The sequence below is a fragment of the Endoryza foliicola genome, assembly GCF_050589245.1.
GTDB lineage: Bacteria > Bacteroidota > Bacteroidia > Chitinophagales > Chitinophagaceae > Endoryza > Endoryza foliicola.
In genome coordinates this window covers 203,865-226,726 of the sequence record NZ_JBOBEW010000002.1, presented here as the reverse complement: position 1 = coordinate 226,726, position 22,862 = coordinate 203,865, and the positions used below count along the sequence as shown (strand labels likewise).

Genomic DNA, 22,862 nt, shown 5'->3' with positions numbered 1-22,862 from the left:
CAACTTATAAGTCGGAAACATAAAAGAGCAAAACATAACTCGTTAAAACAGTAAAACTGTAATTATGGACGGATTGAAATTGGATAAATGGCAGAAATCTTTCGAAGCAGAAGTTAAAAGTTTGCAGGTAGAGTATGATGCATTTCTTTTACCTGTAAATTTTGAGGATACCTACCAATTAAGAATTGATGAAACAAACCAGACACTTTCTTTATGGGTAGATACAGAAAATCTTCCAAAAGAAATTGAAGACAGGTTATCTGAATTGTTATTAAAATCGGAGCCGGAAGATTCTGTATAAGTGGTTTTGTGGCTGCTATTTAAAAAGCAGTTTTTTTTATTAAAGGAGATATAGTAGAATTAGCTAAAAAGGGCGAAGATAAAACTCAGCAGTAGCAATTAAATATTAACAAAATTAAGCGCAGAAGCTATGTATTTATACATTCATAAAACACATAAAAATGAACAGACTCAATTGCTGGAAGTGCATAGTGATGCTTGCATCCGTTTTAGGAATGGTTTCAGCGTTTACTGCATAGTAATAAATAAACAATCATTTTGAAAGGTTGCAGATAGAAATATCTGTAACCTTTTTATTTTTAAAACAAACCGTGATGGAAAGCAGAAAGCAACATTGGGAAACAATATTCACCTCTAAAACACCAAATGAAGTAAGCTGGTTTCGGGAATATCCAAAAACTTCCATAGAGTTTATGGAGTTATTCAATTTGCCTTTAACTGCAAACATCATTGACGTTGGCGGTGGAGATAGTAAGTTAGCAGATGCACTTTTATACAAGGGCTATAAAAATATTTGGGTGTTGGATATTTCAGCAGCAGCATTAGAAAGGGCAAAAAACCGGTTGGGCGAAAAAGCTGGTTTGGTGCATTGGATTGTTTCTGATATAACTGAATTTGAACCACCAGTGCAGTTTGATTTTTGGCACGACAGGGCAGCCTTTCATTTTCTTACAAGCGATGAGGCTATCAGTAAATATGTAGCTATTGCTGAAGCAGGTATTCGTAACAAAGGGTATTTAGTGTTAGGTACATTTTCAGAAAACGGACCCGAAAAATGCAGTGGCTTACAAGTTCAACAATACAACGAGGCATCTATGAGTGCAAGATTTGAGATAGCATTTGACAGGATTAAGTGTATTACAGAAGACCATACGACACCTTTTAATACGGTTCAGAATTTTCTTTTTTGCAGCTTTCAAAAGAAGTAACAAATGTACAGCATCATAACAGGCACCATATTATTAGGCATTACTCATGCTCTTATTCCAAACCACTGGTTGCCATTAGTGGCTATTGCCAGGTCGGAAAAATGGGAGAAATATGAATTGATGCTGGTAGCTTCTATTACAGCATCGGCTCATGTGCTGGGCACTGTTATTCTTGGCTTTGCATTGGGAATGATTGGTTCAAAACTGGCGCATCAATATGAAGGATATGTGCATGTAATTGCACCGGTGCTATTGATAATATTCGGATTAATCTATTTTACTGTAAACCTGCCGCACCATCATCATGCTGCCAATAAGGATGTACAGCAATATAAAAAATCGAAAACCAAATGGGTGATGATTTTTGCAGCCACCATGTTTTTATCTCCCTGCCTGGAAGTGGAAAGCCTTTTTTTGGCAGCAGGCGCCTATGGGTGGGATGATATTTTACTGCTGGCTTTGGCGTATGCAGCCATCAGCATCACAGGAATTATCACTCTTGTAATGGTTGCATTTAAAGGAGTGCAGATGATGAACTCACAATTTATTGAGCACAACGAAAAACGTATTACCGGTATGGTATTAATTATAGTAGGCATTGTTACATTTTTTTTACACTAAATAAAGTTTTATGGCACATAAACATGATGAAACAAAAATTGCAGAGCAGGAAGCCTGTTGCAATCTGGATGAAAAATTAAACGATGCAAAAGTGGTATCCATGCATAGTGATGACGACGGGCATAATCATGGTGAAGAGGAAGGCCCGGGAATAAAGCCCTGGTTACCAGCAATAGCCAGTTTTACACTTTTGATGCTGGGCATTGCTATGGATAACTGGATAAAACCAACTCCATCCTGGTTTTCAGGTTGGGCTCGGCTTGCATGGTATATTGTTGCTTATGTTCCTGTTGGTTTACCTGTGGTGATTAAAGGAATAAAAACAGCTATTAAAGGAGATGTATTTACCGAGTTTTTCCTGATGAGTGTGGCTACTATTGGTGCTTTTTATATTGGCCAATATCCGGAAGGTGTAGCGGTAATGCTTTTCTACGCAGTGGGAGAATTATTTCAGGATGCTGCTGTTAACCGTGCTAAGAGAAGCATTAAAGCATTGCTGGATGTAAGACCGGACAGTGCTGAGGTGTTGAGAAATGGCATTTACGTAAATCTACCACCTGAAAATGTAAAGGTTGGTGAAACCATTCAGATAAAAGTTGGTGAAAGAGTGCCGCTGGATGGAGAAATGTTAAGTGACGGAAGTTCATTCAATACATCAGCATTAACCGGAGAAAGTAAACCTTCTACTTTCTCCAAAGGGGAAACAGTACTGGCCGGAATGATTAACCAGGAAAAAGTAGTGGAGCTAAAAGTGATAAAACTTTTTAATGATTCTTCGCTTGCAAGAATATTGACACTTGTACAAGATGCAACCACAAGAAAAGCAAAAACAGAGCAATTCATCAGGAAGTTTGCAAGAATATACACTCCTATTGTTGTGTTTCTTGCAATTGGCATAACAATAATACCATATTTTATTGTTGATAATTATGTTTTCAACACATGGCTCTACCGGGCTTTAATTTTTCTTGTTATCAGTTGCCCTTGTGCATTGGTGATTTCTATTCCATTGGGCTATTTCGGAGGTATTGGTGCCGCATCCCGGGCTGGTATTCTATTCAAAGGCTCTAACTACCTTGATTTAATGACCAAAATAAACCAGGTAGTAATGGATAAAACCGGAACACTTACCAAAGCTGTTTTTAAAGTGCAGGAAGTGGAGAGTTATGACATTCCACAGGACGAATGGTTGCCACTTGCTGCCGCACTGGAAGCAAAATCCACCCATCCTGTTGCCAAAGCTGTTGTGGAGTATGCAAATAAGAGCTTTAGTAAAATACAGGTAGATGCACTGGAAGAAATTAGTGGCCACGGGTTAAAAGGAGAAGTGAATGGAAAGGAAGTGCTGGCTGGTAATGCGAAGTTAATGGATATGATGAAAGTGCCGGTGAATGACGGATTAAGAACGATAGTGGATACAATTGTAATAGTGGCAATTGACAGAAAGCTGGCAGGCTACCTGACTATTGCCGACGAAATAAAAGAGGATAGTAAACAAGCAGTAGATGCGTTGCACAAACTGAATGTAAAAACAACGATGCTGAGCGGAGACAAACAAGCCGTTGTAGATAAAGTTGCAAAGTATTTGGGCATTGACAAAGCCTATGGCGACCTGCTGCCCGAAAATAAAGTACAAAAAGTAGAAGCCCTTAAACAGGATAAGGTGAATGTAGTGGCTTTTGTAGGTGATGGTATTAATGACGCACCTGTACTTGCCTTGAGTGATGTAGGGATTGCAATGGGAGGTTTAGGAAGCGATGCTGCTATTGAAACAGCCGATGTGATTATACAAACTGACCATCCATCCAAAATTGCTACTGCAATACAAATTGGTAAAGCAACCACAAAAATTGTCTGGCAAAATATCGGGTTGGCTTTTGGGGTAAAATTAATTGTATTGATTCTTGGCGCCAGTGGCCTGGCTACTATGTGGGAAGCTGTATTTGCAGATGTGGGTGTGGCGATGCTGGCAATACTAAATGCAGTAAGGATTCAACGTATGAAGTTTTAGCAATTCGAAAATATAATCGAATGGACGCCATTGTCAAACAAGTTTCGCAATATGTGGAGAGATTGTTCCGGGATTATTTTAACCCCAGGCTTTTGTATCACAACGTTGAGCATACCAGAAATATAGTAAGGCGTGCAGATGAAATATGCAAGTACTATCACCTTTCTGCTAAAGATTACCAGATAGTAACGATTGCAGCATGGTTTCATGACGTTGGACATCTTATATCGGGGTCTTATGAACACGAAAGAAAAAGTGTTTCTTCAATGAAGCTATTCTTGATATGTTCAAATATGAGCGAAACGACAATAAATGAAATCGCCGATTGTATTATGAGCACAAAGTTGCCGTCGAACCCTGAAAATTTACTACAGATGATTCTTTGTGATGCAGATACATATCATTTAGGTACGGAGGAGTTTTGGCAATCAGATATTGCAATAAAAAGAGAAGTCGAAATGATGATGGGAGGCACCATTGATGGATGGGACAAGAAAACACTTTTTTTCTTACGGTCGCATCAATTCTTTACCGGCTACTGCAAAGACCTTCTAACAAAGGGGAGACTGGATAACATCATGCTTCTTTCGGAAAAGATTACTTAACAAGTAAGTTCTGTACTGTTTTCTAAAATCGTTCAGAGCTTCGTTTTAGATAAGTTAAAAAGACTGGTTATTAGTAAGGCGGGAATATTGTTAGGCAAAATATCATATTGGCAATTGTGGTTGAGGATATAGTGCTGACCTTGGGGTTGGCCATTTTAAATGCGGTAAGAATTCAAAAAATGAAATTTTAAAACTCTCATATGCACAGTAAACAGTTAAAATTATTTTTTACAGTATTGCTTCTGATAATTTCGTTTACTCTTTTTTCTCAAAAAGAAAGGGTCAGGGGAATTTACAGAACCAGTGAAGACTTCGTAAAAGGAAATCTTTCTTTTGACAATAATTGCAACAATCAGAATTTAAGAATCAGGCTGAATGATTTTTTTTCAAAGAAGTATATTACAGTTAAGAAAGGCGATAGTAGGTTAAAATATTTGAAGAAAGATATTTTCGGATATAGAAATTGCAAGAATGATTTTTTTCGTTTTAAAGGGAAGACTGAACTTTTGTTACTAAATGCGGGGGAACAAATTCTTATCTATAAACATATTGTTTCAAAACCGCCTACGGGCAGAACTAATGTGACGAATTATTATTTCAGTTTGGGTAATAATTCCTCGGTTCAAACGCTTACAATCAAAAATTTGAAGAATGCTTTCCCGTCTAACTTAATCTTCAAAAACTTTATTGATGCGAATTTTACATACAACACCGACTTAGCTGCATTTGACGAAGCAAATAAAATATATAAGATTAACATGTTGTTAAAGGAAAGCCGAGGTGAACTATTCCACGATGAAGAGTAAATAAACAGGGAACCGAACGCTGCTGGAAATTTACCCTATAAATGTGATTTCTTAATTATCATTAAAAACAAATTATATGAACTATTATTTTACAAAAACTGTAGCAGGGAACTTTCAGGATATTATTGAAAGAGTAACCGAACCATTAAAAGCCGAGGGGTTTGGCGTGCTTACTGAAATAGATATAAAAGCAACATTAAAAAAGAAACTGGATGCAGACTTTTATAATTATAAAATTCTTGGTGCTTGCAATCCAACTTTTGCATACAAAGCGTTACAAGCTGAGGATAAAATAGGAACGATGTTACCATGCAATGTGATTGTTCAGGAAAAAGAGTCTGGGAAAATCGAAGTTTCTGCTGTTGACCCTGCCGCTTCCATGCAGGCAATAGAAAACCCCGGTTTGAAAGACATTGCTGAACAGGTACGGGAAAAACTGAAACGGGTTATTGATTTTATTTAATAACTTTTTTACAATGAAAAAGCTTAATGAATTAATGCAGGAAATAATCCTGTTGACGACAAAAATGGAAACCGACTATCCGGAATTATACCGCTACCTTGACGAAACCCCATTAGTAATTTGTGATACTGAAGAAAAGGCAATATGCCTGGCAGATATGGAGAAATATCTTGAATCCCTAAAAGAACAGCTTGAACATCACATATCAACACATACAAGCCGGTCTAACATGCCATCCTAATCAATATTAATCAATAGCCTGGGGAAGACAGGATTGTATTCAATTTCGTGGAAAATTCCAGGAATTTATTACCTTGCATTCCGGATATGAAAATTATTGCATCAATAATGGCTTTTGTGGTTTTGTTCCTTTCAGTGGAACCGGCTTTTGCATTGTTGAAGAAAAAGCAATCAAATGAATGTTGCAGTGGAGGTTGCCACAAAACGGGTAATGAACAGAAACAGGAACCATCTGGCGACAATAATTCCCAAAACAATAATTGCAACCCTTTTCAATCATGTGCAAGCAATATTTGCAGCTTCACAGTAACTTCTTCTTTTTTCAGTATCAAGGAGCCTCACTTTTATTCAAATAACTTTACTCACTTTTCCGAAAACTTCCGCTCACAATTTGCTCCTGATTTCTGGCAACCGCCTAAGATAGCTTAATGAATTTTCTTATCTGGTATTAGATTTTTTGCTTTGATATATTTTATTAAAGCAATTCACTATTCATTAATGCTAAAAATAATTTCAATGAAATCAAAATATTTCAGTGTATCGGTATTGCTGTTGGCAATGTCGTTCACAGTGGCACAGGTTAGCTGTGCACAAACACCTAATCCACAATCAAAAACTTCAAATCCTAACGATACAACTGTTATTGTAAAAGTATCAGGCATTACCTGCGCTGGCGATTTAAAAATGATTGCATCTAATGTAGAAAAAATGAGTGGCGTAAGTAGTTGTAAACAGTTGGGCAAAATGTCAACTTCCACAAGCTTTGAGGTAAAGTATGATACCGCAAAATTGTCTTATGCCGAAGTGGTAAAAGCTATTGAAGGCACGGCAAGTTGCGACCACCCCGACCAGCGGCCATATAAAGTAAAGACAAAAAACTAAAGCAATTAACAAATACTATTGGCACAAGTGTATAAATACTTGTGCCAATATCTAAACTCAATCAAATGAAAAAATTATTCATTTGCTTGTGCTTGTTAATGTTTTACTCATTTACCTATGCACAAGCCGATACACTGCCACATGTACTTATAAAAAAAATTAGTGGTACTAAACTGTATGCTTCGGAATTAACAAACAAAAACAAACCAGTTTTAATAGCTTTCTGGGCTACCTGGTGTAAATTCTGTTTGGCAGAGCTTTCGGCAATTTCATCTCAGTATCAATTGTGGAAAGATTCAACCGGTATAAAACTGGTTGCTATTTCTACAGATGAAGGAATAACTGAAGAATACATTAAAGACTTTACAGAACGCCGCAATTGGCCTTTTGAAATCTATTGGGATTATAAAAAATCTGTCAAAAAATCACTTGGCATAGAAGAAATACCGCACCTGTTATTAGTTGACAGCAGTGGTAGAATCATTTGGCAGAAAGTCGGATTTAACCCCGGTGATGAAACAATCATTTTCACAAAGCTTAAAGAGCTTTTACCTACTAAAAAAAATTAAAAATGAAACTACTGTATATAATAATTGTAATAATACTTGCGATGCCTGGCATCTCAGCTGCACAATCACTCAAAGGAAAAGTTGTATCTGTAAATAATATTCCACTTGCAGGTGCAAGTGTACATTGGTTGGGTTTGCCTCAAGGAGCTATTACCGACAGCCTTGGAATATTTGAATTGCAATTTTCAAAAGGCTCAAGTAAAAAACTGGTCGTTAGTTATGTAGGTTACCGGTCTGACACTATTGCAATCAACAATGAAGAAGCAGTGGAAATCAGGCTTGCGGAGGGTAAGCAATTAGGTGAAGTTATAGTAACTGGAAAACGACCCGGGATTTATATTTCAGAAATCAGCCCCATAAAAACCGAAGTAATAACAAAAGTGGAATTAAAAAAAGCCGCCTGCTGCGATTTGGCCGGTTGTTTTGAAACACAGGCGTCAGTTCAGCCACAAACTACCAATGTAATTACCAACTCTAAAGAATTACGAATACTTGGTTTATCCGGTGTTTACAACCAGGTGCTGATTGACGGGATGCCGATGATACAGGGACTTTCCTATACTTATGGCATCAGTAGCATACCGGGTACACTGGTTGACAATATTTATATTTCTAAAGGAGCAAACTCAGTGATACAAGGTTTTGAAAGCATAAGCGGTCAAATAAACGTAGAAACAAAAGAGCCTGATAACACCGATAAGCTTCTGTTGAATTTGTATGCAAATAGTTTTTTGGAAAAACATCTGAATGCCAACTATTTATTTAAATATAAGAAATGGAGTAGTCTTGCAGCATTTCATACTGTGCAACCTGCCAACAGGATTGACAGGGATAATGATAAGTTTATGGACCTCCCCTTGCTTACCAGGTATGTGATTTCAAACAAATGGAAATACGGAAATGACAGAGATTGGGGTTGGAGTTCCAGAATTGGTATCCGTTATTTGAATGAACAAAGAATTGGCGGGCAAACTAATTTTAATATCAATACAGATAAAGGCACTACAAATGCTTACGGCCAGATTGCAAATATTCAGCAACCTGAGTTATGGACAAAAACCAGTTATCGTTTCAATGATAAACATAAAATAACATTCATTGGATCATCATTTTATCAAAATCAGCACTCGTTTTTTGGTACTACAAAATACGCAGCCAGTCAAACAAATATTTATGCTAACCTGCAGTATGAATTATTGTACAAAGAAAAACACATACTAAGAACAGGTATAAGTTACAGGCATCTTTCTCTGAATGAGGATATTTCTTTTACAGCAAATCCATTAAACAGAACCTTTGCAGGGAGATATCAAAGAATAGAAAATATCCCTGGCATTTTTGCAGAAAACATATTTAACTGGAAGGGTGATAAGTTGGTTTGGATTACCGGCATCCGTGCAGATTTTCATAATCAGTTCGGCACTTATATTACCCCAAGAACTTTGCTTAAATATGAAACAAAAGAAGGTTCAACCTTCAGGGCATCCGTAGGTACCGGATGGAGAACCGTAAATCTGTTTAGTGAAAACATCGGCTTGCTGGTTAGCTCAAGAGATATAGTTTTTACAGAACAATTACGACCGGAAAGAGCCTTAAATTTTGGTGCAAATTTTACTCAGAAGTTTGATGGTAAAAATATTGAAGGATATATCAGCATTGATTATTACCGAACCCAATTTCAAAATCAGATTTTTCCTGATTATGATGCCAACCCATCTAAAGCAATCATTTCTAATTTTACTGGTAAATCAATTTCTGATGGTCTCCAGGTTGAAGCGTATTCAAAGTTTTTCAGTCGTTTTGAAGCCAAAGCTGCTTATGTGTATTTAGATGTATATCGTAAAGTAAATGGAAAAAAAATTAATCTTCCGTTTAATCCTGCACATAAAATTCTCTCAACCCTTTCTTATAAACCATTAACAAATAAATGGCATTTAGATGTAAACATACATTGGTATGGTGTACAGCAATTGCCCAATACATCAGCTAATCCAGCGGAGTATCAACGGCCCCAAAAATCAAAATCGTTTACACTTGTTAATGCACAGTTCACCAAAACATGGAAGCAGTTTGAAATATATGCAGGCTGTGAAAACATTTTTGATTTCCGGCAGCAACAGCCAATCATAAGCTGGCAATATCCTTTCAGTGCTTATTTTGATATATCGTCAGTTTGGGGACCAACAAGAGGTAGAGAGATTTATATAGGTGCAAGATTTAGTATAAAATAAGAGTTCAATTTTACTCACTGGAATTGATATGTAAAAGTGTTTAGGCAATGTTCACCAATATACTATTGGCAACTTTGTAACTTATAACAATTTCTTTTTCAGGTTTTATCTGGAGAGTATAGGTCTGGTCAAATTCTTCAATGGCTTTTACTTTTACAGTGTTACCCAACGAGATGCCTGCTTTATCCAGGTAATTCAAAAATGCTGGTGTATGGTCTGTAACACCAGTAAACGTACCCTTCTCCTCAATTTTAAGAGTAGATAGCAAGACAGCTTTCGATTTAGGAAGAACCCCATTGGCATCTGGTATTGGGTCACCATGGGGGTCGGCTTTGGGGAAGCCCAGGAACTTATCTAATTTGTTAGTTAGGTCTTCGCTGTGTATATGCTCTAATTGTTCGGCAAGGTCATGCACTTCATCCCATTTATACCCCAATTTGTCAACGAGGAACACTTCCCAAAGCCGATGGTTACGAATAATGCCCACAGCTACTTGTTTACCTTTCTCTGTTAGTTTAAAGCCTTTTGATTTTTGATAGGTTACCAGTTTCTTTCCGGCCATCCTTTTAAGCATATCAGTTACAGATGGGGCATGCACCCCCATTACCTGGGCAAGAGAGGAAGTAGCTACTACTTCACCGTTGGTTTCCTGCAATTTATAAATGGCTTTTAGATAGTTTTCTTCTGTAAATGAATGCACGGGTGTAAAATATTTATATGAAGATAATGAAACAAGTATAAAAATATAATTAGATTAGTCTAATTATTGTATTAAATTCGCCTAATTATTTGCCTTTGCCTGCGTAGAATTATGAATAAACTTAAAGTTATATCAGCATTAATTTTAGTAATTATGGGTATTGTTGCCTGCCAAAAACTGTTGCCCAAAGCCCCGACTGATAATGAGCTATTAGATGGCCCTGTTGAAGGGCTCAGCTATGAGGAGAACAGAAGGTTCCTGGCGGGTGATGTGGCCTTTAATGACGAAGTATTCACTTCTCAGAAGGGTTTAGGCTCCATCTTCGTGGCTACCAGTTGCGGTAGTTGCCATGCTGGTGATGGTAAGGGGCATCCTTTTACTACTCTTACGAGGTTTGGGCAGACTGACAGTACAGGTAACCAATTCCTGCATTTGGGTGGCCCGCAATTACAAAACAGAGCATTGCCCGGTTATACACCGGAACAAATACCTGCAGGTGCCACGTTTTCAAAGTTTACACCGCCTGCCAACACCGGTTTAGGGTTTCTTGAATTGGTCTCCGATGCAAATATATTGTCAATAGCTGACCCCAATGATACAAATGGAGATGGTATTAGCGGTGTGCCGAATTATGAGTACCTGCCTTCTTTTATAACCCCGTTTTCGAATGCTATTCCAAGAAATAGTAAATACATTCACCGCTTTGGCAAAAAAGCGGCGGCTTATAATCTGTTGCACCAAACAGTAAATGCCTACAACCAGGACATTGGCATTACTTCAACATTTCAACCAAAAGATGTTTACTCTGGATTGAATATAGACCCCGAAGTTTCTGATGTAACGGTGCATAATGTTGTCTTCTACCTGCAAACATTGAAAGCTCCCATTCAAAGAAATCAAAATGATGCAACCGTTGTTCAGGGCAAAAATGTTTTCATGCAAGCCGGTTGCGAAAGCTGCCATAAGCAAACATTACAAACCGGTTTCTCAAACATAGCTCCATTATCCAACAAAACATTTCATCCTTATACCGATTTGCTATTGCATGATATGGGGCCGGGCTTAGATGATGGCTATACAGAAGGCAGCGCTACAAAATCTGAATGGAGAACGCCGCCACTATGGGGTTTGGGTTTATCTCCCAACTCACAAGGCGGCCAGTATTTTTTACTGCACGATGGAAGGGCAAAAAGCATTGAAGAAGCAATACTCTTACATGGCGGCGAAGCCACAACAAGTAAAAATAAATTCAGCCTGCTTTCGTCAGCCGACAAACAAGCCTTGCTTAAATTTTTAGAATCACTGTAAATACAATGGACAGAAAAGATTTTATAAAAAGCTGTGGCTTTGCCTGCTTAGGCGGTGCAGCTATTACTACCTTGTTGCAAAGCTGTAGTGCTGCAAAAATAATAGGTGGCAAAATTGCTGGCGATGATTTAATTGTACCACTAACCGACTTTGAAACAAAAGCAGGCAATGAAAAGCATTATAAAAAATATGTGGTAGTACAGAATGATATTCTGCAATACCCTATCTGCGTCTATCGTATCAATGAAAATGAATACACCGCCCTCTGGATGCAATGCACACACCAGGGTGCAGAGTTGCAGGTGTTTGGCGATAAACTACAGTGCCCGGCACACGGCAGTGAGTTTACCAACAGTGGCACAGTACAAGGCGGGCCGGCAGATAGAAAACTAAGGACATTTCCTGTAACCATTGAAGCCAATAAATTAAAAATTTCATTGAAAGCGATATGATAAAATTTTTCTCCTTCATAACAGCTTTACTTTTTTCTTTGTGTGCCGCTGCACAGATAGACCCAGCTTTATTAAAGCGAATCCCCAAAGATACTATAAAGCCAACCTTGAATATGGATGCTGTTTATAACCGCCCCTTTGTGACTGTTGGTAAACTGCCGGTATCAGTAGGCGGCTATATGGAAGCCAACTGGCAACAACTGGCAACAGATGGTATTTCAGAAGGCCACCAGTTTCAATTTAGGCGAATGACCTTATTTGTTTCATCAACAATCGGCAAGCGGTTAAAATTTTTAAGCGAAATAGAATTTGAAGACGGCGCAAAAGAAATATCAATAGAGTTTGCAGCATTAGATATTGAACTGCACCCATTGATAAACTTGCGGGGCGGTATAATACTAAACCCCATTGGGGCATTTAATCAAAATCATGATGGCCCCAAGTGGGAATTTACTGACCGGCCAATAGCCGCTACACAAATGTTGCCCGCCACCTGGAGCAACGCAGGCTTTGGCGTATATGGCAAGCATTATAACAAAGACTGGATGTTTGGTTATGAAGCCTATCTGTCCGGTAACTTTGACAATACCATCATTGATAATGCAGAAAACAAAACCTTTTTGCCAGCCGCTAAAAATAATAAAGAAAGGTTTGAAGAAATGAATAGCGGCTTGCCATTACTAACAACAAAGGTTGCTGTAAGAAATAATAAAATTGGTGAACTGGGTATATCATATATGGGTGGAGTGTATAATAAATTTCAGGATGATGGATTGCAATTAGATGATAAACGCAGAGTGGATGTTTTTGCAATTGATTTTAATACCACATTATCTAAACTAAACACTTTTATTACTGCTGAGTGGGCATGGATAAAAGTAAATGTGCCATCTACCTTTACACAACAGTACGGCAACAAGCAACAAGGGGGTTTTGTAGATATTGTGCAGCCATTGATAAAGAAAAAAATGCCGGGCTGGCCAAATGCTACGCTTAACCTTGCCTGTCGTTTTGAATATGTGGATTGGAACAAAGGAACATTTACCAGCACCGGCGGCAATATTGCAGATGATTTGTGGAGCATCCTGCCTGCCATAAGTTTTCGTCCCACTGCACAAACGGTTTTACGATTTAATTACCGTCACCAAAGCCAGAGAGATTTACTCGGCAACCCACCGGCAAAAACGGGGGGATTTAGTTTTGGGATTTCAACTTACTTTTAAATTTGAGCTTTCTTTTTATTTAAGCATTTGCTTAAATAGTTATTTCCACTATCTTTGCCTTATGAAAAACAATACTTGCATCAGACTATTTGCAGACCAGGAGCAAATAATGAATTGTAAAAGCAAGTTGAGGATTGCACAAAAGTCTTTTGCAAGCCTGTCTAATATATTGGCTTTAGCTGGTAATGAAGTAAGGCTGAAGATTATCTATTTGCTCGAAGAAGAAAAAGAATTATGTCCATGCGACCTTGCAGATATTCTGGGCATGAGTATTCCAGCAGTATCACAACATCTAAGAAAATTGAAGGATGGAAGTATTGTTGAAACCTGGAAAGAAGGGCAAACAATTTATTATTCTCTTTCACAGGAAAATCTAAAGATTTTAAAGCCGTTCTTCAAACATATTAATATAGAAACTCAAAAACTGGAAACAGTATGATAAGTATAAAATCATCAGGCACATTTACCGGCGCAGGTGTTCTTTCCGCTATCGCAGCTTCGCTTTGTTGTATCGCCCCTGTTATTGCATTGCTTGCCGGTGGCAGCAGTATTGCCGCTAGCTTTTCATGGATAGAACCAGCAAGACCTTATTTGATAGGATTATCAGTTGCCGTATTAGCCTTTGCATGGTATCTTAAACTAAAAACTGCTAAAGTAAATGATATAGATTGTAATTGCGAAACAACTAAGAAGATTTCATTCTTTCAATCCAAAACTTTTTTGGGAATAGTAACTGTATTCGCTATACTAATAATGACTTTCCCGCTGTATGCAAAACTGTTTTATCCAAAACCAAAAGTACAATCAGCATTTGCTGTAGTTGATAATAAACAACAGGTAAAGTTCACTATACAAGGCATGACCTGCGAGGCATGTGAGGTACATGTAAATAATGAACTGTCTAAAGTAAATGGAGTATTAGCTTATAAAACTTCTTATGCCACCCGGAGCAGTTTAGTCACTTTTGATAAATCAAAAGTTAGTGAAAAGATAATAGAAGTAGCAATTTATAAAACAGGATACAAAGTAAAAAGCTATGAACTGATAAATAGTAGCATTTTTTCTGAAACAGGAATCAATAATACTTGCAGTGATTCGTCATCTTGCTGCGACAAAAAATAAATTTAATGGAGAAATCAACTATACTACAGTCAACAATTACTTGTCCGCAATGCGGCTTTCAAAAAGAAGAAATAATGCCAACAGATGCTTGCCAATACTTTTACAAGTGTACAAACTGCGAAACTGTACTAAAGCCAAAGCAGGGTGATTGTTGTGTATTTTGTAGCTATGGCACTGTTGCTTGCCCACCTATACAAATGAATAAATCTTGTTGTTCATAGTCTTGTTAAAATAGTTTCTTACTTATTTTAAAATTTCGGCCTTAATCATAATAGCAGAACTTTCAAATTCTAAACTCAAAAGTTTCAGAGGAATTTTATCCGGACAATACTTAGTTGTTTCAATTAAGTAAATAACTCTAAGGTTGGTAAGCGGCTTCAGCCATATCAAATATTCCCGAAGATGCTCAGCAATTTGCTTAACTGTTGTATTGGGCTTCTCTTTTATTACCAGTATTAATACACCATTCTTTTCATTGGTTAAATACTTTGATGCTTTCAGCATTGCACCTAAATATCCTTTTCGGCTAGTGCCTGTATCACATTCCATAATGATGTACTCATTCCCCTTTTGCAGAACAGTGTCGGGCTTATATCCTTTAGTGAGCTGCCCACCTGAATTGAGAATTGCATAACCTTCGGCACTGTGCGAAAGATTCTTAAATAATTTGTCTTTCATTGCATCGCTATAAAAAGTAAATTTTATGCATTTTAAAAGTCAATTCTAAAAGCTATTTCAAGTGTGTCAAAATGGAATTCAAAATCAGGTTTGCTCTTGCCTCAGCAAAGTCTTCAAATTTATCTTCCGTCCATAGCGTTTCATCAGCAGGAATTAAATGCCGTTTTACAAAGGCAGCTTTATCATTTACATGATTATTAATCCAATCCCCGAACGGACTTGCATTTTTTAATCCCCGGTTAGTGCTGAAATCTATCAGTTGAAAGTTTTTGATGCTGTTGATTTTTGATGATTCAACTTTTAATGACTCTAATATTGATTTAGGCATGATGTGGTCAATATCATTTATCCTGATAGTCTGTCCCCTGTCGTACATAAGATAATAAACAAATGAATTTTCTAATTCATCGAGATTATATATAGTATATGTTCTCGTAAATGTTATTGGGTGGTCAGTATAAACCTGAAACAATTCATCGGTGGGAAAATCTTTGTTTTTATAGTGCTGCATCTTATCCAATAGTTTACGGATGCCAGTTTTGTAGGGTATCCAGCCTGCACCTTTACTTTTGAAAACTCCGTTTATAAGTGAATGATAAATCCACCTTTCCATTTTGGGATGCTCCGTGTTTTTAGCATCAAAATTTGCAAAGAATTTTTCCAATTCCACAACGCTTATCTGCTTATGAAAAAGGTGATAGGCGATGAAAAACAGTGGGATAAAGGAACGGTTGGCGTCTTTATAATAATAATACAGTTTGGAATTAATAAGAAAATCTTTAAGGCATTTCAGTGTAATTTTTATTCTTTCCCTGTTCTTAATCGCAAACTGTGCATCCGCTGCTTCAATTGCAGCCATCTCTTTTTTGTGATTGTCCTGCAACAAAAATATTAACTTGATAAGATTGTCCTGTGTTAATCCTATTTCTTCATAACTCTTTAATGTTTCTTCCAGAAAGCCTTCCATTTCCCATTCAAAACCTTTGAGTACTGATGCTACTAAATCAAAAGAAGAAAGCTTTGTGCCGCCATCGTTCAACCTTCGGAATAACTCAACGATTCTTTGTTTATTGGTTATTTTATCAAAAGATTTATTCACTGATACTTTTGAAATACCAAGACAATCTGCTGTCAAGGTATTCTTGTAAAACGCTTTTATGTTTTTTTCAACATGTTTTGTTTGAATAGTATCCTGTATATTTTGTGTCTTTATTATTTCTTCAGCAACCTGGTCTTCATCGTTGGTGTCTTTTAATCTTTTTAGCAAGGAACTGGCAAGATACCAGTTATGTTCAGGTATTGTTCTGTCTTCATTTCCCTTTGATTGTTTCGGAAGTCTACTTTCTTCCTTTTCAAACTTAAATTCAAATTCAGTATTATAATCACTGAACAAGTCAAAATATAACACTTTGCCATTAAAACTCCCTTTTAGCCCTATATAAAAGGATTGCAATCGCTGTTGCCCGTCAATAACGAAATCTTGTAATTGGGTTAGAGTATCTACTTGTCTTGAATTTATGATACCACCATCTTTTGTAAATGTCCTGTAATTAAAAAGCGGTTTACTTCCCTTTTCTTCCTCAATCACCATAATGCCGCCAAAAGAGTCACCTTTCAATAGTGTATCAAACAGCAGTTCCATTTTTTCCTCATCCCAAACCAGTCTTCGCTGAATAACGGGGAGAACAAATTTTTCCTCTTCTATTTCGTTGATTACGTCTGATATTTTATATGATTTCCAGATTGCCATAAACAGTTAGTTATTGAATTGCTAATTTAGACTGATTTTCTTAATTATCACGGAGACCCGGCACAGTCCTTCTGTCTTTTCAAACATTCTCCTTTATTATGACAGATGACAGAACCACTGTGCCGGTCAATGAAATTGGGAATTGAGCTTGGCTATTGGCAGATACAACTAAACTGTCCTGCCAAGCACAATTCCAGGTAGTCAAAGAAGCAATATAATTTTGCAATTTAAATCTGAATACTACATGTTGATTTTTGCTTACGGCTCAAATATGAATTTAAACAGGCTTATAAAAAGGGTTCCTTCATCAGTAAAGATTACCAACGCATTTCTTCCGGGATACAGATTAGTTTGTAACAAAGTAAGCAAGGATGGTTCTGCAAAAGCGAATATTATAAAGACTGATAATCTTGCTGAATTGGTTTGGGGAGTGTTGTTCTCTATTAATATTAATGAAAAATCTTTCCTCGATAAAGCAGAAGGTTTAGGCATGGGTTATAATGAAGACAAGTTGACTTTTTTTGATGATGCCGATAATTCTTACAGGGCGCAGGTTTACATTGCCGATAGTAAAGCAATAGACACTAATTTGTTTCCTTATGATTGGTACAAAGAGTTTATAGTGTCCGGTGCCATCCTAAATAAATTACCTGCTGAATATATTTCCCAAATACAATCTATTAGCTCCGTTCGTGACCATGATGAAGAAAGGCGAACTGAAAACTATGCTATTCTTTCAGGCAAGTAGTATTTTGTTGTTACCAGCTTTAAAACGTTGTGCATCTTCTGTTGCGACGCTCCGTTCAACTTTTTGTTCTTCTATCATCAATAGACCCGGCGCAATCCCTTCACCGTTTATTCTATCGTTACCCCTTCGTCATAACGAAACGGCGAAACCATTGCGCCGGATAAGGATAATTGGGAATTGAGATTGGCTTTTCTTCCAGATGCACAAAAACTATCCTGCCAAACACAATTCCAGATATTTAAGTATTCCAGATACTTTAAAGAATGCTTTTCTCATCTCTCAAATAAGAATCTGCAAATATTATTAAGCCGTTTTGTAAGAAAATGGGTAAAAGCGAAAGCGAAGTTATGCGGCTGCTGTAATGATTTATCAAAGAGCAAAAAGACTACGGCATAAACAAATATATCCCACACTACTTAAGATTTTATTTATTCCGTTTCCTTTTTGCTTCCCTGCAGCCGCCTTACTGTAATGCTTTCTTTTTTTCCATTTTTTCTTTTACAAAACATTTTTTTTCATCATCAGAACACAATTAAATAATCATTTTTTTAAACATTTAAAATTTCATGTTATGGAAATCATCGGACGAGTAACAGCAGACGCTACCGTTAGCGAAACAAAAGCAGGGAAAAAAGTAGTGAACTTTTCTATTGCTATTAATGACACTTACAAAACAAAAGGCAGTACCGAGGTACAAAAAATTGTAACCTATGTTAATTGTGCTTACTGGATTAATCCCGGCATAGCACCGTATTTAACCAAAGGCTCATTAGTTGAGTGCAATGGCCGTGTTGGTGCAAACGCCTGGACAAACAAAGAAGGCGAAGTAAAAGCCAGCCTTACTTTCCATGTAAACAGTATCAAGCTGCATGGCAAACCAAATGGCGGGAGTAATACACCTGCACCAGTTGTACCAATGAACACTGCACCAGCAGCCCTTTCAGAAGTAGCAGAAGACTTACCATTTTAATCAATTGGCATCCCGTCGAAAGGCGGGATGCTTTTCATTTTTTATCAAACAAAAATTTACAATTATGGCACACAATATCAATTTTAATGAGCAAACAGGTAAACACAGTTTCTTTTCTGTAAAAGAAAAAGCATGGCACGGTTTAGGGCAGATAGTGCAGGACTATCCCAACAGCGCAGCAGCATTGCAATTTGCAGGGCTTGATTTTGAAGTTTGCAAAAGACCAAATATTCATAGACTGGACAATGGCAATGAGATTATATCTACCAGTTCATTCTACACTTACCGCCCTGATACCAACGCCATATTAGGCGACCGTTTAGGAAAAGATTATGAAGTGGTACAAAATGCAGATGCCTTTAGTTTCTTTGATGCGATTGTAGAGGGTGATGGCATTCAATACGAAACCGCCGGAGCATTGGGCAAGGGTGAAAAGATTTTTATTACTGCTAAATTGCCGGGTTATATCAAAGTAGGTAATGATGATATGATTGAAAAATATTTGTTCCTTACTACTTCGCATGATGGGTTTGGTAGTATCATGGCGGCATTTACTCCTATAAGAATTGTTTGCAACAACACCCTTAATGCTGCTTTAAAAAACTGTAGCAATGCTATTAAAATACGCCATACTGCTAATGTAAAAGAACGGTTGGAAGAAGCCTATAAAGTAATGGGCATATCCAATCAGCTTTCTGTACAATTAGAAGGGATTTTTAATCAATGGGCAAAAGTTCGTATTACAGATAAAGAAGTGCAGAAATTGATACAGCTTGCAATGGTTCCAAACAAAGAAGTATTGCAGAATATTGAAAAAGGAGAACTGGATGAATTGAGTACCTGCTTTAAAAACATGTGTGATGATGTGTATGAATACAACATGACCAGCCCATCGCAACAATATGAAACCACAAAGGGTACAGTGTTTGGCACATACAATGCCATTACCGGCTATTTTCAAAACGTAAGGAATTATAAGGATGATGAAGCCAAAATGAAATCATTATTGTATGGTGGTACAGCACAATTAAGAACACAAAAAGCCTTTCAGCTTTGTGAGAGTTTTGTAAAGTGTGAGTTCGCAGGTAACTGGAGTTAAGTAAAATTTAAGGGGCATTGTAAGATGCCCCTTAAACTTGTAAAAAAGCTGCCCCGCAACATTGTGATAGAGTTTATAAAATGGCGGTGCAGCTTGGTTTTTTTGTTGAATTATACTAAAGTATATTTACGGGGCTAAATAGTGTATGCAAAAACTTTTTCAATATTTCCACAAATTCAATCCTCTTACCAAGGATGCGTTAAATGCTATTGCTGAAATAAGCGATATTATAGAAATTAAAAGAAATAAAGACCTTCAATCAATCGGCCAGACCTGCAAAACAATTTACTTTATCAATAAAGGAGTGGCAAGAATTTATTATTTCAAAGACGGGATAGATATAACAGAAAGTTTCTCTTTTGAAAATAATATCATAGCAAGGGTAGAAAGTCTATTTACAGGCAAACCAAGCCGCAAAGCAATTCAAATATTAGAGGATGCCGAGGTAGTGGCCATTAATGCCAACCAGCTATTTAAACTTTATGATACTTACCCGGAAATTGAAAGGCTGTTTCGTAAAATATTTGAAGCTGCTTATGTAGAAACGGTAAACCGTATTGAAGGGATGCAGTTTCACTCCGCAGAAGAAAGATACAATGCTTTATTGAATGAAGCTCCTAACGTTTTAATGAAAGTTCCGCTAAAGTATGTTGCCTCTTATTTAGGAATCACACAAGTAAGCCTCAGCCGTATCCGGGGGCATCGCTGATTATTTATCTTATGTTAAAAGAATAGCCGTTTATTGCTTTCACCTTTGTGCAATAAATAACACAAATGGCAGAAGCAAAAACAATTGATACAAATACGCTTTGTACCTGGTTAGAAACCGGACAGCCCGTTTCCATACTTGACATTCGGCCATTAGCAGAACGGATGGAATGGTATATACCCGGCAGCATACATATTAATGCCTACGACAAACTAAAGAAAAACGACACCGAAGCATTGAATGGGTTGCATCTTGACAAAGCCATTCCGGTTGTTACTTTTTGTGCAGGCGGCAGAATGAGTTTGGTAGCTGCCAAATTATTGCAGGCACAGGGCTACAATGTTTTTTCTTTAGATGCAGGTATGAAAGGATGGAGCCTTGCATGGAATACGGCTGAACTTGCTTTTGACAAGTTTAAAATAATTCAATTCAGACGCACAGGTAAAGGCTGTTTGTCTTACATGATAATTTCAAAGAATGAAGCAATGGTAATTGATGCTTCATTAAATATAGAAGCCTATGAAAAATATTTATTGTCAGAGAAAGCTGTATTAAAATATTTGGCAGAAACACATATTCATGCCGACCATCTTTCCCGTTCAAAGCAACTGGCTGAATTACATAATGCCCCGTTTTATCTTCCAATACCGAATAAAGCAGCCTTTAAGCATACTGCATTAAAAGATGGTGACAAAATACAACTGGGTAAAATAATTATTGAAATTATCAGTACACCTGGCCACACAGCAGAAAGCACCAGCTACTTAATTGGTAACAAAATATTGCTAACAGGCGATACGCTTTTTATAAATGGCGTTGGCAGGCCAGACCTGAAGGCGAATAATGAAGAAGCAATTCACAAATCAAAACTGCTTTACAACACTTTACAAAAGCTATTAACATTGGATGAAAATATAACTGTGCTGCCAGCACATACAAGTCAGCCTGTAGATTTTGATAACAAACCCATTCAAACAACAATCGGAAGCATCAGGCAAAATGTTGCCATACTTCAACTAAACGAAGAAGAGTTTATCAAAACAATTCAACAGCGTATTCCGCCAACACCTGCCAACTACTTAGCGATAGTTGAAAAAAATATCAAAGGTGATTTCAGCGACATAAACCCTGTTGATTTAGAAGCAGGTGCAAACAGGTGTGCAATTTCGTAATGCAGCAGAAAACAAACATACAATTAGGGCTAAAAGAAAACTGGAAACAATTTTGGTTATTGGTATTCATCAATGCCTTAGTGGGTGGCATGATAGGTTTGGAAAGAACATTGTTACCTGAAATAGCAGAAAAAGAATTTCATCTTACATCTACCTCAATTATTTTATCCTTCATAATTGTATTTGGTTTATTCAAAGCATTCACCAATTACTTTACTGGTGCATTGGCTAACAGGTTTGGCAGAAAGAAGTTATTGTTAGCTGGTTGGTTAACCGGTATTCCTGTTCCTTTTATTCTGATGTTTGCTGATAATTGGAATTGGATAATAGTTGCCAATATTCTCTTAGGAATCAATCAGGGTTTAACATGGAGCAGCACAGTAGTAATGAAAATTGATTTGGTGGGAGAAAAGGAAAGAGGCTTTGCAATGGGTTTAAATGAATTTGCAGGATATGGAATGTTGGGCTTGGTAGCATTTGTTACCAGCAATATTGCAGCCAATTATGGATTAAGACCCTATCCGTTTATAATAGGAATTGTATTTGTTATTGCAGGCACATTATTATCCTGGCTTTTTGTAAAAGACACCAGCGGCCATGTAAAAAAGGAAGCAGAACAAAGCAACAGTGTTCCACTTTTAAAAAATGTATTTGCAGAAACATCATGGCTCAATAAAAATTTAGGCTCCGTAACACAGGCCGGTTTAGTTAACAACCTGAACGATGCCATGATTTGGGGAATAATGCCGGTGCTACTGGCACAGAGAGGATTCGGCATTGAACAAATAGGAATAATAACTGCGGTTTACCCGGCAGTGTGGGGATTGGGGCAGTTAGTAACCGGGAAATTAGCAGACATTTATTGCAAAAGAGATTTATTGTTTTGGGGAATGTTATTGCAAGGCATTGCAATTATACTAATTGTATTTTCAAGCAACATTATTCATTACATTACTATCTCAGTTATTTTGGGAATTGGAACAGCCATTGTTTATCCAACGTTTCTTTCTGCTATTGCAGAAGATACCAACCCACAACAACGAGCAAAGAGTTTAGGTGTTTTTAGATTTTGGAGAGATTTAGGGTATGTGATTGGTGCATTACTTACAGGAATATTCACAGATTATTTCAGTATTGAATTTTCAATAGCATTCATAGGCATCCTTACTTTACTTTCCTCTATTATTATTATCTACCGGATGTATTGCAAAAAGGAAGCAAAAAGTCTCTTAGGGAATCCTACTTCCTGATTCCATAATAATCATAATTTTTTC

26 protein-coding genes are annotated in these 22,862 nt (G+C 37.1%); 23 read left to right on the top strand and 3 right to left on the bottom strand.

Features of this window, described 5'->3' with window-relative positions:
* The first annotated feature begins 64 nt into the window (after positions 1 to 64).
* From ACQ2HE_RS04935 to ACQ2HE_RS04885, 11 genes are all read left to right on the top strand, one after another.
* Positions 65 to 301: a hypothetical protein gene (locus tag ACQ2HE_RS04935; protein WP_430897802.1), complete on the top strand. Its 237-nt coding sequence runs from the start codon at positions 65 to 67 to the stop codon at positions 299 to 301.
* 313 nt (positions 302 to 614) lie between these two features.
* Positions 615 to 1,229, top strand: a complete 615-nt coding sequence (locus ACQ2HE_RS04930; protein ID WP_430897804.1) for a class I SAM-dependent methyltransferase — start codon at positions 615 to 617, stop codon at positions 1,227 to 1,229.
* Positions 1,230 to 1,232: 3 nt separating this feature from the next.
* Complete coding sequence (locus ACQ2HE_RS04925) at positions 1,233 to 1,850, top strand: hypothetical protein (RefSeq protein ID WP_430897806.1); 618 nt, start codon at positions 1,233 to 1,235, stop codon at positions 1,848 to 1,850.
* A gap of 10 nt (positions 1,851 to 1,860) precedes the next feature.
* Entirely contained in the window at positions 1,861 to 3,861 is a 2,001-nt protein-coding gene (locus tag ACQ2HE_RS04920; RefSeq protein ID WP_430897808.1) for a heavy metal translocating P-type ATPase, read from the top strand.
* 20 nt (positions 3,862 to 3,881) lie between these two features.
* Positions 3,882 to 4,466 (top strand): HD domain-containing protein, encoded by a 585-nt coding sequence (locus tag ACQ2HE_RS04915; protein WP_430897810.1) that lies wholly within the window; start codon positions 3,882 to 3,884, stop codon positions 4,464 to 4,466.
* Positions 4,467 to 4,900: 434 nt separating this feature from the next.
* Positions 4,901 to 5,272 carry a hypothetical protein gene (locus ACQ2HE_RS04910; RefSeq protein WP_430897812.1) on the top strand — a complete coding sequence of 124 codons (372 nt, stop codon included), beginning with the start codon at positions 4,901 to 4,903 and terminating at the stop codon, positions 5,270 to 5,272.
* A gap of 76 nt (positions 5,273 to 5,348) precedes the next feature.
* Entirely contained in the window at positions 5,349 to 5,735 is a 387-nt protein-coding gene (locus ACQ2HE_RS04905; RefSeq protein ID WP_430897814.1) for a DUF302 domain-containing protein, read from the top strand.
* Between the two features lie 13 nt (positions 5,736 to 5,748).
* Complete coding sequence (locus tag ACQ2HE_RS04900) at positions 5,749 to 5,976, top strand: hypothetical protein (protein ID WP_430897816.1); 228 nt, start codon at positions 5,749 to 5,751, stop codon at positions 5,974 to 5,976.
* Positions 5,977 to 6,491: 515 nt separating this feature from the next.
* Positions 6,492 to 6,857 (top strand): hypothetical protein, encoded by a 366-nt coding sequence (locus ACQ2HE_RS04895; protein WP_430897818.1) that lies wholly within the window; start codon positions 6,492 to 6,494, stop codon positions 6,855 to 6,857.
* Between the two features lie 65 nt (positions 6,858 to 6,922).
* Positions 6,923 to 7,426 (top strand): TlpA family protein disulfide reductase, encoded by a 504-nt coding sequence (locus ACQ2HE_RS04890; RefSeq protein ID WP_430897820.1) that lies wholly within the window; start codon positions 6,923 to 6,925, stop codon positions 7,424 to 7,426.
* A 2-nt stretch (positions 7,427 to 7,428) separates the two neighbouring features.
* Complete coding sequence (locus ACQ2HE_RS04885; RefSeq protein WP_430897821.1) at positions 7,429 to 9,657, top strand: TonB-dependent receptor; 2,229 nt, start codon at positions 7,429 to 7,431, stop codon at positions 9,655 to 9,657.
* A gap of 40 nt (positions 9,658 to 9,697) precedes the next feature.
* Here ACQ2HE_RS04885 and ACQ2HE_RS04880 read toward each other — a convergent pair whose 3' ends face one another.
* Positions 9,698 to 10,357, bottom strand: coding sequence for a metal-dependent transcriptional regulator (locus ACQ2HE_RS04880; RefSeq protein ID WP_026769517.1), 660 nt, complete (start codon positions 10,355 to 10,357; stop codon positions 9,698 to 9,700).
* Positions 10,358 to 10,510: 153 nt separating this feature from the next.
* Between ACQ2HE_RS04880 and ACQ2HE_RS04875 the strand changes: the two genes are divergently transcribed.
* The 6 genes from ACQ2HE_RS04875 (at position 10,511) to ACQ2HE_RS04850 (ending at position 14,683) form a co-directional block, all read left to right on the top strand.
* Positions 10,511 to 11,665: a di-heme oxidoredictase family protein gene (locus ACQ2HE_RS04875; protein WP_430902423.1), complete on the top strand. Its 1,155-nt coding sequence runs from the start codon at positions 10,511 to 10,513 to the stop codon at positions 11,663 to 11,665.
* Positions 11,666 to 11,670: 5 nt separating this feature from the next.
* Complete coding sequence (locus tag ACQ2HE_RS04870; protein ID WP_051416582.1) at positions 11,671 to 12,117, top strand: QcrA and Rieske domain-containing protein; 447 nt, start codon at positions 11,671 to 11,673, stop codon at positions 12,115 to 12,117.
* Positions 12,114 to 13,340, top strand: a complete 1,227-nt coding sequence (locus ACQ2HE_RS04865) for a hypothetical protein (RefSeq protein ID WP_051416583.1) — start codon at positions 12,114 to 12,116, stop codon at positions 13,338 to 13,340. Before ACQ2HE_RS04870 ends, ACQ2HE_RS04865 begins: the two co-directional genes overlap by 4 nt.
* A gap of 61 nt (positions 13,341 to 13,401) precedes the next feature.
* Entirely contained in the window at positions 13,402 to 13,779 is a 378-nt protein-coding gene (locus tag ACQ2HE_RS04860; RefSeq protein WP_026769520.1) for an ArsR/SmtB family transcription factor, read from the top strand.
* The gene (gene merTP / locus ACQ2HE_RS04855) at positions 13,776 to 14,462 is read left to right on the top strand and encodes a mercuric transport protein MerTP (RefSeq protein ID WP_430897822.1); all 687 of its coding nucleotides are present in this window, start codon (positions 13,776 to 13,778) and stop codon (positions 14,460 to 14,462) included. Before ACQ2HE_RS04860 ends, merTP begins: the two co-directional genes overlap by 4 nt.
* Positions 14,463 to 14,467: 5 nt before the next feature.
* Positions 14,468 to 14,683 (top strand): GDCCVxC domain-containing (seleno)protein, encoded by a 216-nt coding sequence (locus ACQ2HE_RS04850; RefSeq protein ID WP_084220406.1) that lies wholly within the window; start codon positions 14,468 to 14,470, stop codon positions 14,681 to 14,683.
* Positions 14,684 to 14,705: 22 nt separating this feature from the next.
* Here ACQ2HE_RS04850 and ACQ2HE_RS04845 read toward each other — a convergent pair whose 3' ends face one another.
* Both ACQ2HE_RS04845 and ACQ2HE_RS04840 read right to left on the bottom strand, forming a co-directional pair.
* Complete coding sequence (locus ACQ2HE_RS04845) at positions 14,706 to 15,140, bottom strand: hypothetical protein (RefSeq protein WP_430897824.1); 435 nt, start codon at positions 15,138 to 15,140, stop codon at positions 14,706 to 14,708.
* A gap of 52 nt (positions 15,141 to 15,192) precedes the next feature.
* The gene (locus ACQ2HE_RS04840) at positions 15,193 to 16,890 is read right to left on the bottom strand and encodes a GmrSD restriction endonuclease domain-containing protein (RefSeq protein WP_430897825.1); all 1,698 of its coding nucleotides are present in this window, start codon (positions 16,888 to 16,890) and stop codon (positions 15,193 to 15,195) included.
* Between the two features lie 244 nt (positions 16,891 to 17,134).
* Here ACQ2HE_RS04840 and ACQ2HE_RS04835 point away from each other — a divergent pair, with 244 nt between their 5' ends.
* The 6 genes from ACQ2HE_RS04835 (at position 17,135) to ACQ2HE_RS04810 (ending at position 22,838) form a co-directional block, all read left to right on the top strand.
* Positions 17,135 to 17,638 carry a gamma-glutamylcyclotransferase family protein gene (locus ACQ2HE_RS04835; protein WP_430897826.1) on the top strand — a complete coding sequence of 168 codons (504 nt, stop codon included), beginning with the start codon at positions 17,135 to 17,137 and terminating at the stop codon, positions 17,636 to 17,638.
* Between the two features lie 571 nt (positions 17,639 to 18,209).
* Positions 18,210 to 18,608: a single-stranded DNA-binding protein gene (locus ACQ2HE_RS04830; RefSeq protein WP_430897828.1), complete on the top strand. Its 399-nt coding sequence runs from the start codon at positions 18,210 to 18,212 to the stop codon at positions 18,606 to 18,608.
* Positions 18,609 to 18,672: 64 nt separating this feature from the next.
* Positions 18,673 to 19,707 carry a DUF932 domain-containing protein gene (locus ACQ2HE_RS04825; RefSeq protein ID WP_430897830.1) on the top strand — a complete coding sequence of 345 codons (1,035 nt, stop codon included), beginning with the start codon at positions 18,673 to 18,675 and terminating at the stop codon, positions 19,705 to 19,707.
* A gap of 145 nt (positions 19,708 to 19,852) precedes the next feature.
* Positions 19,853 to 20,416, top strand: coding sequence for a Crp/Fnr family transcriptional regulator (locus tag ACQ2HE_RS04820; RefSeq protein WP_430897832.1), 564 nt, complete (start codon positions 19,853 to 19,855; stop codon positions 20,414 to 20,416).
* Between the two features lie 65 nt (positions 20,417 to 20,481).
* Positions 20,482 to 21,588, top strand: coding sequence for an MBL fold metallo-hydrolase (locus ACQ2HE_RS04815; protein ID WP_430897834.1), 1,107 nt, complete (start codon positions 20,482 to 20,484; stop codon positions 21,586 to 21,588).
* Positions 21,588 to 22,838 carry an MFS transporter gene (locus tag ACQ2HE_RS04810; RefSeq protein WP_430897836.1) on the top strand — a complete coding sequence of 417 codons (1,251 nt, stop codon included), beginning with the start codon at positions 21,588 to 21,590 and terminating at the stop codon, positions 22,836 to 22,838. Before ACQ2HE_RS04815 ends, ACQ2HE_RS04810 begins: the two co-directional genes overlap by 1 nt.
* The last annotated feature ends 24 nt before the right edge of the window (positions 22,839 to 22,862 follow it).